The 14,670-nt window shown below is 39.1% G+C and carries 10 protein-coding genes; 9 read left to right on the forward strand and 1 reads right to left on the reverse strand.

The window, feature by feature from the left end:
* Nucleotides 1–219 precede the first annotated feature (219 nt).
* The 9 genes from FGM01_RS02015 to FGM01_RS02055 all read left to right on the forward strand — a co-directional run bounded on the left by FGM01_RS02015 (nt 220) and on the right by FGM01_RS02055 (nt 12,849).
* Nucleotides 220–2,001 (forward strand): AMP-dependent synthetase/ligase, encoded by a 1,782-nt coding sequence (locus FGM01_RS02015; protein ID WP_143409450.1) that lies wholly within the window; start codon nt 220–222, stop codon nt 1,999–2,001.
* Nucleotides 2,002–2,163: 162 nt separating this feature from the next.
* Complete coding sequence (locus tag FGM01_RS02020; protein ID WP_143409451.1) at nt 2,164–2,616, forward strand: MarR family winged helix-turn-helix transcriptional regulator; 453 nt, start codon at nt 2,164–2,166, stop codon at nt 2,614–2,616.
* Between the two features lie 18 nt (nt 2,617–2,634).
* Nucleotides 2,635–5,040: a 3-hydroxyacyl-CoA dehydrogenase/enoyl-CoA hydratase family protein gene (locus tag FGM01_RS02025; RefSeq protein ID WP_143409452.1), complete on the forward strand. Its 2,406-nt coding sequence runs from the start codon at nt 2,635–2,637 to the stop codon at nt 5,038–5,040.
* 30 nt (nt 5,041–5,070) lie between these two features.
* On the forward strand, nt 5,071–5,421 hold the full coding sequence (locus tag FGM01_RS02030; RefSeq protein ID WP_143409453.1) for a four helix bundle protein: 351 nt from the start codon (nt 5,071–5,073) through the stop codon (nt 5,419–5,421).
* A gap of 43 nt (nt 5,422–5,464) precedes the next feature.
* Nucleotides 5,465–6,655, forward strand: a complete 1,191-nt coding sequence (locus tag FGM01_RS02035) for an acetyl-CoA C-acyltransferase (protein ID WP_143409454.1) — start codon at nt 5,465–5,467, stop codon at nt 6,653–6,655.
* 107 nt (nt 6,656–6,762) lie between these two features.
* On the forward strand, nt 6,763–8,571 hold the full coding sequence (locus FGM01_RS02040; RefSeq protein ID WP_143409455.1) for an acyl-CoA dehydrogenase family protein: 1,809 nt from the start codon (nt 6,763–6,765) through the stop codon (nt 8,569–8,571).
* 160 nt (nt 8,572–8,731) lie between these two features.
* Nucleotides 8,732–9,787 carry a zinc metalloprotease gene (locus FGM01_RS02045; protein WP_143409456.1) on the forward strand — a complete coding sequence of 352 codons (1,056 nt, stop codon included), beginning with the start codon at nt 8,732–8,734 and terminating at the stop codon, nt 9,785–9,787.
* 163 nt (nt 9,788–9,950) lie between these two features.
* A complete protein-coding gene (locus FGM01_RS02050) occupies nt 9,951–11,717 on the forward strand; it encodes a mechanosensitive ion channel family protein (protein ID WP_143409457.1) in 1,767 nt (588 codons plus the stop codon).
* 85 nt (nt 11,718–11,802) lie between these two features.
* On the forward strand, nt 11,803–12,849 hold the full coding sequence (locus FGM01_RS02055; protein WP_143409458.1) for a mechanosensitive ion channel family protein: 1,047 nt from the start codon (nt 11,803–11,805) through the stop codon (nt 12,847–12,849).
* On the opposite strand, the gene FGM01_RS02060 is transcribed toward FGM01_RS02055, so the two are convergent.
* Nucleotides 12,846–14,642, reverse strand: a complete 1,797-nt coding sequence (locus tag FGM01_RS02060) for a glycoside hydrolase family 15 protein (protein WP_143409459.1) — start codon at nt 14,640–14,642, stop codon at nt 12,846–12,848. The two genes, FGM01_RS02055 and FGM01_RS02060, sit on opposite strands and share 4 nt — an antisense overlap.
* Nucleotides 14,643–14,670 lie beyond the last annotated feature (28 nt).

Here is a 14,670-nt window from a genome sequence, read left to right on the forward strand (position 1 = left end):
ACTTACCTGGCTAATAATCAATAGTTTGATCGGCTTGAAAACAGTTTAACTTGAGCTGAGAATTTTTATAAAAAATTATATTAATTCGAGGTTTATCTATCAAAAAAGAGGCGTTGATTTGTGAATATGTTAATTATTCTAAATTATTTTGTTGAATTTGATTTGAAACAGTAGTCAAAATTCCTATTTTGCAAGGCATATCAAAAACTATTCAACTTGATGAATGAAATAAAACGACTCTTTGACTTTCCTTATTATCAGTTAGAAAATTTCCCATTAGAACACTCACTAGGTACTAAATATGGTGATGAATGGCAAACTCTTTCAACTCAGCAATACATCGATCAGGCAAATGCCATTAGCCGTGGGCTTTTAAGATTAGGAGTGAAACCTAATGATAAGATCGCTGTCATTTCCACAAACAATAGAACCGAGTGGAATGTAATGGATATTGGTATCCTGCAATTAGGAGCGCAAAATGTACCAATCTACCCTACTATTTCTGAAGAGGATTACGCTTATGTATTAAATCACAGTGAATCAATTTACTGTTTTGTCTCAGATGAAGAAGTTCTTGATAAAGTAAACCGTATAAAAGGTACAACCCAGTTAAAGGAGGTATACAGCTTTGACGAGATCGCCGGCTGTAAAAACTGGAAAGAAGTTTTAAAAAGCGGTGAGGATAAAAGTAATCAGGATGAAGTTGAAAAAATTAAGGACGCTGTAAAGCCAGATGATCTGGCTACCTTAATATATACTTCAGGAACTACCGGAAGACCTAAAGGCGTGATGCTAACACATAATAATATAGTTAGTGATGTGTTGGGTAGTGCTCCCCGAGTACCTTTTGAAAAAGGCACTTATAAAGCGTTGAGCTTTCTACCTGTGTGTCATATATTCGAGAGAATGATTCTTTACCTATACCAGTATTATTCAGTGTCGATATATTTTGCTGAATCTATTGAAAAGATAAGTGACAACCTTAAAGAAGTACAACCACATGTAATTAGTGCTGTACCAAGATTGCTGGAAAAAGTATACGATAAAATTATCGCGAAAGGAACAGCGCTGGATGGAATCAAGAAGAAATTATTCTTTTGGGCCGTTGAACTTGGTCTTGAATATGAACCATATGGTCAAAACGGATGGTGGTATGAAACCAAACTTAATCTTGCCAGAAAACTTATTTTCTCTAAATGGAAAGAAGGTTTGGGCGGTAATATTGAATTGATCGTATCGGGAAGTGCAGCTCTGCAGCCTAGATTGGCCAGAGTTTTCGCTGCGGCAGAAATTCCGGTAATGGAGGGATATGGATTAACTGAAACATCTCCTGTGATCTCGGTAAATGATGAACGCAATTACGGATTCAGGATAGGAACTGTTGGAAAAGTGCTGGACAATGTAGAAGTGAAAATAGCCGAAGATGGAGAGATCCTTGCCAAAGGACCTAATATTATGAAGGGTTATTATAAGGACGAAGCTAAGACCAGAGAAGTTCTTACAGATGATGGTTTCTTTCATACCGGAGATATTGGAGAGATCGATAAGGACGGTTTCCTGAAAATAACAGACAGGAAAAAGGAAATGTTCAAAACTTCCGGAGGAAAATATGTAGCTCCTCAAATGATCGAGAATGTAATGAAACAATCACGATTCATTGAGCAGATCATGGTTGTTGGTGATGGTGAAAAAATGCCTTCAGCTTTGATCCAGCCAAATTTTGAATTTATTTCAGATTGGGCAAAAAGAAAGAACATCGATCTGGGCAAGGGAACTGAAAGGGAAATTGCCAATAATAAACTGGTTAAAGAACGAATTCAGGAAGAAATAGATTTCTATAACCAGAAATTCGGGAAATGGGAAAGGATCAAAACTTTTGAACTTACCCCTGAATCCTGGACGATAGATGATGGTCACCTTACTCCTACTATGAAATTAAAAAGAAGGATAATTAAGGAGAGATACAAAGATCTCTACGAAAAATTATACGGTAGATTTTAAATCTACATTAAGAATATGATAAAAAAAGCTCCTCCCACAAAGAGGAGTTTTTTTGTTTTAAGAATTTTAAGGCCTATAATTCAGTAATTTAATATTTTATAACTAATTTTATTATGCATGCATAATATTTTTTCCTAACTTTGGAATCATTCAAAAAGCCAGATGAAAGAAAAAACTATAGATTATGTTTTGCGTGCAACCTGGATGGCGGTCTCCAAGATGTATAATGAGGAAGCCGGAAAGGCTGGAAGCACTATGGCTACGGGATTTGCACTTTTAAGCATAGATCCTGAGGAAGGCACCCCATCTACATCTTTAGGTCCAAAAATGGGTATGGAAGCTACCAGCCTATCAAGAATTCTTAAAACCATGGAAGAAAAAGGTTTGATCATAAGGAAAAAAAATCCGGATGATGGGCGAAGTGTTCTTATTCACCTAACCGATTTTGGTAAAGAAATGAGGGATTATTCCAAACGCGTGGTTCTAAGGTTTGATGAAGCAGTAAAAGAATCAGTTTCAGATAAAGATCTTAATACTTTTATAGATGTGGCAAATACCATCCTGGGACTTATAAGTGATAAGAAAATTTATACAGAAGAAATTAGTATCAGATAAAATAATAAAAACCAAAAAATGAAAAGAAGGATTAATAAAATAGCAGTTGTCGGATCCGGAATTATGGGTAGCGGTATTGCCTGCCACTTTGCCAATATTGGCGTGGAAGTTCTACTTCTGGACATCGTTCCACGGGAACTAAATGAAAAGGAAAAGAAAAAAGGTTTAACCCTGGAAGATAAAGTGGTTCGTAACCGAATAGTTAATGATTCGCTTACGGCTTCGGTAAAATCTAAACCCTCTCCAATTTACCATATGGATTTTGTGAACAGGATTTCTACCGGGAATCTTGAAGATGATATTCATAAGATCGCAGAGGTAGATTGGATCATTGAGGTGGTTGTTGAACGTCTTGATATTAAAAAGCAGGTTTTTGAAAACATTGAGAAGCACAGAAAACCGGGAACTTTAATTACTTCGAATACTTCTGGTATCCCTATTAATTTTATGACCGAAGGCAGAAGTGAAGATTTTAAAAAGCATTTCTGCGGAACTCACTTTTTTAACCCTCCAAGATATTTAAGATTATTTGAAATTATCCCTGGTAAAGAGACTTCTCCTGAAGTTCTTGAATTCCTTGAGATGTATGGTGAAAAATTCCTTGGAAAGAAAGCAGTTCTTGCTAAGGATACCCCAGCATTTATTGGAAACCGAATAGGTATTTTTTCAATCATGAGTCTGTTCCATACAGTAAAGGATATGGGCATGACTATAGAAGAGGTAGATAAACTCACCGGTCCGGTAATAGGACGCCAGAAGTCAGCTACGTTTAGAACTGTAGATGTAGTTGGCCTGGATACCCTGGTACATGTTGCAAACGGGATTTATGAAAATGTTCCAGATGATGAGCAGCACGACCTTTTCCAGTTACCAGATTTCATCAATACCATGATGGAAAATAAATGGCTAGGTAGTAAGACTGGCCAGGGATTTTATAAGAAAATTAAAAATGACGACGGTTCCAGCGAGATCAAATCTCTTGATCTTGATACTATGGATTACCGTGATAGAAAAAGTGCTTCTTTCGCAACACTGGAGATGACCAAGACCATCGATAATGTTGCCGATCGTTTTGAGGTACTGGTTAAAGGAAAAGATAAAGCCGGAGACTTCTATAGAAAGAGTTTTTCAGCACTTTTCGCCTATGTATCTAACAGAATTCCGGAAATTTCTGATGAGCTTTATAAGATAGATGATGCCATGAAAGCCGGATTCGGTTGGGAACATGGTCCATTCCAGATCTGGGATGCGATTGGTGTAGAAAAAGGTATCGAAATGATGAAGGCTGAAGGTTATGAACCTGCTGCCTGGGTTAACGAGATGTTGGAGAGCGGAAGCAAAAGTTTCTATACCGTAAAAGAAGGTAATACCTATTATTATAGTATAGACGAAAAGAAACAAACTAAAGTTCCGGGACAGGATGCATTTATCATACTGGATAACATCAGGGAATCTAATGAAGTATTTAAGAATAGCGGCGTAGTTGTCGAAGACCTTGGGGACGGAATCCTGAATGTGGAGTTCAGAAGTAAAATGAATTCCATAGGCGGTGATGTTCTTGACGGCCTTAACAAAGCGATAGATATCGCTGAAAATGAATACCAGGGACTGGTTGTAGCCAATGACGGGAAGAATTTCTCTGTTGGAGCTAATATCGGGATGATCTTTATGATGGCTGTTGAGCAGGAATATGAAGAGCTTAACATGGCGATTAAATATTTCCAGGATACCATGATGAGAATGCGTTATTCCTCCATTCCAACAGTTTCTGCCCCACACGCCATGACTCTTGGTGGTGGATGCGAGCTTTCACTGCATGCCGATAAGGTTGTAGCCGCAGCTGAAACCTATATTGGTTTGGTTGAATTTGGTGTTGGTGTGATCCCTGGTGGTGGTGGAACTAAGGAAATGACCCTTAGAGCAGCCGATACATTCCAGAAAGATGATGTACAGCTAAACCGTTTAAGAGAGAACTTCCTGACCATAGGTATGGCCAAGGTTTCAACTTCAGCTTATGAAGCGTATGACCTGGGACTTCTTCAGAAAGGAAAAGATATAGTGGTAGTGAATCCAGACAGGCAGTTGGCGATCGCTAAAAAGCAGGCATTATTAATGGCTGAAAATGGATATACCAAACCAATCGCCCGTAAGGACGTTAAAGTCCTTGGAAAACAGGCATTGGGTGCATTCCTCGTGGGCACAGACCAAATGGCTGCAGGAAAGTATATAAGCGAACATGACAAAAAGATTGCCAACAAACTGGCTTATGTTATGGCCGGTGGAGACCTTTCAGCAAACCAGATGGTTAGTGAACAGTATTTGTTAGACCTGGAAAGAGAAGCCTTCCTGTCCCTTACCGGAGAGAGAAAGACTCTGGAAAGACTTCAGCACATGCTTAAAAAAGGAAAACCGCTACGTAATTAGTAGTTAGTATTGAGTAAAGAGTAATAAGAAATGTACAAATTGGAAGATTTAAAAGTTTGGACAAAAGCAATGAAAGTTGCTAAAGATATTTATGTTCTGAGTTCAGCTTTTCCTTCTGCAGAAAAATTTGGCTTAACCAGTCAAATCCGTAGAAGTGCAATTTCTATTGCCTCAAATATTGCAGAAGGTGCCGGAAGAAACACCAAAGGAGAATTTAGAAATTTTCTAAGTATAGCCAGTGATTCTTCTTATGAACTTTTTACTCAATTAACCTTAGCTTATAATTTAAATCTTACTTCTGAGAATCTGGTACAGCCAATTCTGGAAGAAGTAGTTGAGATACAAAAAATGAATTACTCTTTAATAAAAACTTTAGTCTAATGTGTATCTCAATACTCATTACTAAATTCTAAATACTAGAAAAATGAAGACAGCATATATAGTAAAAGCATACAGAACTGCAGTAGGAAAAGCTCCAAAAGGTGTGTTTCGTTTCAAAAGACCAGATGAACTGGCTGCTGAAACGATCCAGTACATGATGGATAAATTACCAGATTTCGACAAGACCCGGATTGATGATGTTATGGTTGGAAATGCCATGCCAGAAGCAGAACAGGGTTTGAACGTTGGTCGACTGATCTCTCTTATGGGATTAAAAATTGAAGACGTTCCCGGGATGACCGTAAACAGATACTGCGCATCAGGTCTGGAAACCATCTCGATTGCAACAGCAAAGATCCAGATGGGAATGGCAGACTGCGTGATCGCAGGTGGTGCAGAAAGTATGAGTTATATCCCAATGGGCGGATATAAGCCGGTGCCAGATTATGAAGTAGCCAAAGCCGGTAATGAGGATTATTACTGGGGAATGGGTCTCACTGCAGAGGCAGTAGCGAATAAATACAATGTTTCCCGTGAAGACCAGGATGAATTTGCTTACAATTCGCATCAGAAAGCGATAAAAGCTCAGGCAGAAGATCGTTTCCAGGATCAAATTGTTCCAATTACCATTGATGAAACCTATGTGGATGAAAATGGTAAGAAACAAACCAGGTCTTACACTGTAAATAAAGATGAAGGTCCAAGAAAAGATACTTCCATTGAAGTTCTTAATAAATTGAGACCGGTGTTTGCAGAAGGTGGAAGTGTTACTGCAGGTAACTCTTCACAGATGAGTGACGGAGCCGCTTTTGTAATGGTGATGAGCGAGGAAATGGTAAAGGAACTAAACCTTGAGCCAATTGCCAGAATGGTAAGTTATGCCGCAGTTGGTGTAGAACCAAGAATCATGGGAATAGGACCCGTACATGCTATTCCAAAGGCTTTAAAACAAGCTGGAATTAAGCAGGATGACCTGGAGTTAATAGAATTGAATGAGGCATTCGCTTCTCAATCTCTGGCCGTTATCAGAGAGCTCGACCTTAATCAGTATAAGCTTAACGTAAATGGAGGAGCTATCTCTATGGGACACCCGCTAGGATGTACCGGAGCAAAATTATCTGTTCAGGTTTTCGACGAAATGCGCAAGCGTGATTTAAAGAACAAGCATTGTATGGTTACCATGTGCGTAGGTACAGGCCAAGGTGCTGCCGGAGTTTTTGAATTCCTGAACTAGAACTAAACAATGAGATCTTAGAAGTGAGATCTTAAATGAAATAGAAAAATTAATCCATAAAGTGAGATTTTCGATAATCATATCTCACTTCTAAATACTAAATAAAAATGAGCACAGATACAGCTAAAAAAGATCTTTTACGCGGGGGCCAGTTCCTGGTAAAAGAAACTAAGAGTGAAGACGTCTTCACACCAGAAGATTTTAACGAAGAACAAAAAATGATGCGCGATTCTGTTAAGGAGTTCGTAGAGCGTGAAGTATGGCCTCACAAAGAACGTTTTGAGCAAAAAGACTATGCTTTAACCGAAGAGGTAATGCGCAAAGCTGGAGAGCTCGGTTTTCTTGGAGTTGCCGTACCAGAAGAATATGACGGGTTAGGAATGGGATTTGTATCCACTATGTTGGTTTGTGATTATATTTCAGGAGCAACAGGATCTTTAGCTACTGCCTTTGGTGCACATACTGGAATTGGTACTATGCCAATTACCTTATATGGTACCGAAGAACAAAAGAAAAAATATGTACCAAAACTGGCTACCGGTGAATGGTTTGGAGCTTACTGTTTAACTGAACCTGGTGCAGGTAGTGATGCCAATTCCGGAAAGACCAAAGCAGTACTTTCAGATGACGGGAAATATTACAGCATCAGCGGGCAGAAAATGTGGATCTCCAACGCCGGTTTTGCTAATGTATTTATCGTTTTCGCGAGAATAGAAGACGACAAGAACATTACCGGATTTATAGTTGAAAATGACCCTGAAAACGGTATTACCTTTGGCGAAGAAGAGAAGAAATTAGGTATTCACTCCTCCTCTACCCGCCAGGTGTTCTTTAACGACACTAAAGTACCGGTGGAAAATATGCTTTCAGAGCGTGGAAATGGTTTTAAAATAGCCATGAATGCCCTGAACGTAGGTCGTATCAAACTTGCTGCTGCATCTTTGGATGCTCAAAGAAGAGTAACAGATCTTTCAGTAAAATATGCTAATGACCGCGTACAGTTCAACACACCTATATCTAAATTTGGTGCTATAAAGTCTAAACTGGCAGAAATGGCTACTTCTACATATGTTGGAGAAGCTGCAGCTTACCGTGCTGCCAAGAATATTGAAGACAGGATTAATATTCGTCTGGAGGAAGGAAACTCTCATTCTGAAGCTGAGCTGAAAGGTGTGGAAGAATATGCTATCGAATGTTCTATTTTAAAAGTAGCCTGTTCAGAAGATGTTCAAAACTGTAGTGATGAAGGAATTCAGGTATTTGGTGGTATGGGCTTCTCTGCTGATACTCCAATAGAATCTGCCTGGAGAGATGCACGTATAGCCCGAATTTACGAAGGTACTAACGAGATCAACAGAATGCTGGCGGTTGGTATGTTGGTAAAGAAAGCGATGAAAGGTCACGTAGATCTATTAGGTCCTGCGATGAAGGTAGGTGAAGAATTAACCGGAATTCCATCTATGGACAAACCAGATTTTTCTAAGCTTTTTGCTGAAGAAAAAGACATGATCGCCAAGCTGAAGAAGGTATTTTTAATGGTAGCAGGAAGTGCCGTACAGAAATTTGGACCTAAGTTGGAAGAAAACCAGCAGTTATTACTGGCTGCCTCAGATATTTTAATTGAGGTTTATATGGCCGAATCTGGTATCCTGAGAGCTGAGAAGAACGCCAAGCGATTTGGGGAAGAATCTCAAGCTGAAGAGATCGCTATGGCAAAACTTTATCTGTACCATGCCGTAGATATCATTAATACAAAAGCCAAGGAAGGTATCGTTTCCTTCGCTGAAGGTGATGAACAGAAAATGATGTTGATGGGTCTTAAGCGTTTTACCAAGTACACCAACATGCCGAATGTTGTAGAACTTAGAAATAAGATCGCTGAGAAACTGACTTCTGAAAATAAATATTGTTTCTAAAGAAACATTCTTTTAAACTGAGAAAAGCCATCTGAAAAGATGGCTTTTTTGTTTTTTTCATACTCCAAATGTTAAAGCTGAAACTTTTTTATAATAAAATGATAAAATCGATAAAGAATTAAATATATTCGACCAAAATCAAACAATAACCAAAACTATTATGAAAAAAGTTTTTCTAGGAATGGCAGCTTTAGCCTTCCTTTTTGCTTCTTGTGAGCAAGACCCTACAGAAACAATTGCTGAGCAGCAGGAAGCTCAGGTGGACATGAGTGATTTCTATCTTTACACAGATGCCGATGCCGATGGTAAAAGCTCTGAAAATGGAAAAGCAAAATGTTACAGTATGACTAACCTTAATCGTTTATTGAACGAAAATGGTGACCTGCACAAGAAGATGTATAACATCGAAAAGAACACTAGATCTATTCTTGCAAAAGGAAGTAATGCGAAAGGCAAACCCGGTTCTGGCGGGGGTGGTGGTACTGAACCACCGGTTACAGATAACCTAGGGGTTGTAAATATTCCGGTTGTCGTGCATGTGATCTACAGCAACTCTCAGCAGAATATTTCAGATGCTCAGATAGCCTCTCAGATTGCAGTTTTAAATGATGACTTTAACGCAAGTAATAATGACGCAAGCCAGGTGCCTTCAGAATTTGCTGGTTTAGTTGCAGATTCAGATGTTTCCTTTACACTTGCCAATACTTTTAGACACAGCAATTCCAGAACTGAATGGGGAACCAGAGACGATATGAAATATGCATATCCACCGGTATCACCATCAACTACCCTGAATATATGGGTTTGTAACATTGGCGGCGGAATTCTAGGATATGCACAGTTCCCGGGAGGTCCTGCTTCTACTGATGGTGTGGTAATTTCTCCGCAATATTTTGGAACTACCGGTTATGTTTCAGCTCCATTCGACAAAGGAAGAACGGCTACTCACGAGGTTGGACATTATCTTAATCTTCGCCACATCTGGGGTGATGGAAGATGTCGCCAGGATGATTTCGTAGCTGATACTCCATCTTCAGATGGTCCTAACTATGGATGTCCATCTTATCCTACAGTAAATTGTAGAGATAATGACATGACCATGAACTATATGGATTATACAAACGATGCATGTATGTACATGTTCTCTGAAGGTCAGAAGGCTCGTATGAGAACTTTATTTATGGATGGTGGAGCAAGAACAGGTTTTGTAAATTAAGCCCCCACCCTTTACCTAAAATATAAAGCCACCTTCCGGGTGGCTTTTTTTTGTACCATAATTTTGCACTTCAGGGTTAAAATTTTCCCATAAAACAAGCTGCTTTTTTAATTTTTTTTAAAAATCGGTATCTTCAAAAGATATCTAATCAACCTGCCAGGCAATGCAACAGCTTCAGTTCAAAAAATCATTGATCATCCTTCTCTTAACTTGTTGGTGTCAAACTTTCGGGTTTCAAGAAAACATCGATTCAACCAGGTCTGGGAACTTAGGGGAAGAACTTCCTTCGAAGGATTTAATTCTAAGGGACACAACAGAATTTAAAAGACCGGAACTACAGGATTATAACGCGGCATATTATCAAACCGGCCGCTGGAATCAAGGCATTGGATTCCCACCAGAAAAGTATAACCTACAGACTCCGCAGGCGACCCTGGAGCATTTTATCGTTAACGCAAGAAATAATGATTTTGAAGCTGCCGCTTATGCTCTGAATTATAACCTTTTTCCAGATGACATTAGTATTAAAGAAGCTGCTATTCTTGCTGAAAAACTAAATTTTATATTAAATCAACGGGTCGCAATTTCCTGGGATGATCTTTCAGACAGGCCCGATGGTCAAATAGACATAAGTACCGCAATCACTAAAGCGGTGGCGGGTAAACCCAGAAGAAGCATAGATTTTGGTAAGGTCGATTTTGAAGGAAGGGATGCTGTATTTAGATTGCAACGGGTAAAATATAAAGACAAAAGCCCGGTCTGGCTTATTTCTTCCCAAACGGTAGAAAATATCGAGCAACTATACGCTATTTACGGTCCTCGGAAACTTGACGAAATGATACCCGGCTGGCTGAATTTTGAACTTTTCGATATCCCTGTATGGAAATTACTTGGCACTCTTATTTTCATTTTGATTTCCTTACTCACAGCCAAACTAATATCTTTTTTAATAAAAAAGGCCTTTTCGAATACCGATCGTTACTGGATAAAAAATATAGCCAGCCGTCTAGCCTCACCAGCAGGTGGCGCAGTAGGAGTTCTTGCCTTTTATATCCTGATCAATAATCTCATCACTTTTTCCGGTCCGCTGGCAAGAGGCTTCTATGCGATATTACTGGTAATACTCATTATTGTTTTTACCTGGCTGGTAATGCGGGTGATCGATTATATCATGGACTTTTTTGCCGTCCATAAGATTGGAGATACCAGTAAGGAGGAAAATGTAGAATCCAAACGTATGCTCACCTATGTATCTGTAGGAAGAAGAATATTTATTTTTATTGTTTTTATCGTAGGGGCATCTATTATATTCTCTCAGTTTCCTTCACTGGAAAAACTTGGTATTTCGTTGATGGCTTCGGCGGGGATTGCTACGGTTATAGTCGCTATTGCTGCTCAAAGCACCCTGGGGAATATTATCGCGGGCATCCAGATAGCACTTACCAAACCAGTAAGAATTGGAGATTCTGTAATTATTAATGACAAATTTGGTTTTGTAGAAGATCTTCGGTTCACCTATATGGTGGTAAAAACCTGGGATCTCAGAAGGATCGTAATTCCCTTAAAGACTGTTATTTCTGAAAGTTTCGAAAACCTTTCCATGACCAATTCACAAACCATTGGTGTGGTGGAAGTGTATGCAGATCATCGCATCGATGTATCTAAAGTGAGGGCGAAATTTAATGAACTCGTAAGGAATTCAGATAAATGGGATGGCGACGAAGAGAAAACACCTTCAGTACAGGTAACCGAAATGGATAGTAAAGCATTAAAACTCCGTTGCCTGGCCGGCGGAAAAGACTTCCTTACTTCATGGGATCTGCATTGTGAACTTCGGGAAAAGATCGTGGCTTATATTGCTGAGCTAGAAGATGGATTCTATCTCACCAAAGAACGGGTGGAACTGGAGAATAAGAAAAACCCTGAATGATGTGCGAAAACCTTATAGGTTAAAATATGTTAGTATAACCATCTGAATAAATCATAAAATTTAACTTGGGTATAAAAGCAACTATATGCCTGAATTGGAAAGAAATACAATAACATACCTTATTGGTGGGATCATCATCCTTATACTTACCTTCTCGATCGCCTTTTATGTTTTAAAGAAAATAGGCAAAAATCCCAGGAATTTACTTCCTGTAAATTTTGCGCAAAAGATCAGGTTACCGCTTTTAATCTTTCTGGCGAGTTTACTTGCACGAGTTGCCATTATAGCAGATATCTTCATGTTCGAAGCAACAAAAACCATCGTGGGACATATTAGTAAAATTGGCCTGATTGGTAGTATTGCCTGGTTCCTGATTTTAACTTTCAAGGTCCTTAAAAAACAAATGCTAAAAAAATATGATGTAGGCAGTGAAAATAACCTGAAAGCCAGGAAGGTTTATACACAGTATATGATCCTGGAAAATATTATCATCTTCATTATCGTGATCCTGGCTATGGGTATAGCCCTGATGAGTTTCGATAGTATTAGATCGATTGGTGTTAGTGTATTGACTTCTGCCGGAATCGCGGGTATTATCATAGGTCTTGCTGCCCAAAAAGCCATCGCGACCTTACTGGCAGGAATTCAAATTGCCATTACCCAGCCCATACGAGTGGATGATGTGGTAATTGTAGAGGGAGAATGGGGCTGGATAGAGGAAATCAATCTAACCTACGTTGTGGTAAGGGTTTGGGACAAAAGAAGACTTGTGGTTCCCACTACCTATTTCATAGAAAAGACCTTTCAGAACTGGACAAGGAACTCGGCCGATATCCTGGGAACGGTATATCTGTTCGTTGATTATGATCTGCCTGTAGATGTGGTAAGAAAGGAACAAACCAGATTACTTAATTCAACAGGTCTCTGGGATGGAAAAGTAGATGTTTTACAGGTTACAAATACTACTGAAAAAACAGTAGAATTAAGAGTTTTAGTAAGTGCAAAAGATTCACCAACCGCGTGGGATTTAAGGGTTTTCCTGAGAGAAAAACTGCTGGATTTCATACAAAAAAATTATCCGGACTCTTTGCCAAAAGCCCGGATATCCATTAAAAATGATAAGAAAGATTAGTCTCTGAAGACCATTCCGGTATCTGCTATTCCTTTGCTGAAATTAGCCGCGGTTTCTATTAGCGCTAAATGAGAATACGCCTGTGGAAAATTCCCAAGTAATCGTTTAGTCTTAAAATCAATATCCTCGCTGAATAGTCCAAGATGGTTACTATAGGATAGTAACTGGTCAAATAATTCCTTGGCTTTTTTCTTTTCTCCTATCTTGTATAAACTATCTATTAACCAGAAGGTACAAATGGTAAAAGATGACGTTGGTTTTCCAAAATCATCATTATTCCTGTAACGATACATTAAACCATCTTCACAAAGTTCATTTTCTGTAGCCTGTACCGTGCTAATAAATCTGGGGTCATCTGCTTCAATAAATCCATAGGATTCCATTAGTAAAGTAGAAGCATCGAGATCTGAAGATCCGTAATATTGGGTATAAGCCTGTTTTTCTTCATTCCATCCATTATCATAAATATCCTGGTAAATTTCATCTCTTAAAGCTATCCATTTAGAATCATTCACACCCATGCGAAGTACTTCACCTATTTTTATGGCGCGGTCTATAGCCACCCAACATAGAAGTTTTGAAAACACAAAATGTCGATCTTCAGTTCTTAATTCCCAGATTCCTTTATCTGGTTTCTTCCAATTCTCTTCCACGATCATCACGATCCCCCGAACTACTGTCCATAGAGCCTCAGAATTTTCCAGGGAAGTTTCGAACATCAGGAATTGCTGGTAGATCACTTCCATCAAAATTCCATATATATCATTCTGCTTTTGTATATATGCGGCATTACCTGTTCTAACCGGTTTAGAATTCTTGTAACCGCTTAAATGGCTCAGGATATGTTCGGTCAACTCTTTTTCACCATTGATGCCATACATGATCTGGATCTTTTCATCCTTATGCGGAATGATGTTCAGGATGAATCTCAGAAAATCTTTAGCAGATTTAATATGGCCCAGTCCAGCCATTACCTTGATCACCATGGAGGCATCCCTTATCCAGCAAAACCTGTAATCCCAATTGCGCTCCTCCCCTATAGTTTCTGGCAAAGAGGTCGTGGCCGCAGCGAGCACAGCTCCAGATTTTTTATAACTAAGAGCCTTCAACACCAGTGCGCTCCGCATGATCTCGTTCCCGTATTTGGTATATCGGGTCGTATTATCACTCCAGTTCATCCAGTAAACTTTAGTTCTCTGGAATTTCAGGTAAGACCTGTCAAGACTCTGTTCCACCAGTTTTTCATGATAACCTAAGAGGCAATAGGCATTTCCCGTCAGGCTGATTTCCTTCATATCCATGATATCCTGCAGGTCGAAGCTCGAATATAAATAGGCCGAATCATATTTTCCTTCTTTGGTAAAGCTCTTGATATAATCACCCTTTAGTTCACTATATGTCTTCTCCCTCGCAAAATCCAGTTTAGGATCATATTTGATCTTAAATCTGGGAGTTCCTCCGGTCAACCTGAAAAAGCGAATTACATCTGGCGGAGCATAATATGATCCATCTTCACGCGGATAGCGCGGCATAAAATCTATTAGCTGAAAGGAATCTGTACCATTGTCGAAAATCGTACTTAGAATATTTGTTTCCCATAAGTATTCCTGCGTGATTTTATAATCGTCCCCTACCAGAATCTCAAAGCTCCCTCCTATTTTCTCATCAAGTATTTTCGCAAACATCGCCGAGGAATCAAAATGAGGCATACAACACCAATCCAGCGAGCCAGTTTTGGAAATTAGTGCCGCACTTTTACAATTACTTATAATTCCGTAGTCAAGGTTATCCATATATCTTAAATATCTTATAAATGAATGG

It is taken from the genome of Christiangramia sabulilitoris, assembly GCF_007050985.1.
Classification (GTDB): Bacteria; Bacteroidota; Bacteroidia; order Flavobacteriales; family Flavobacteriaceae; genus Christiangramia; species Christiangramia sabulilitoris.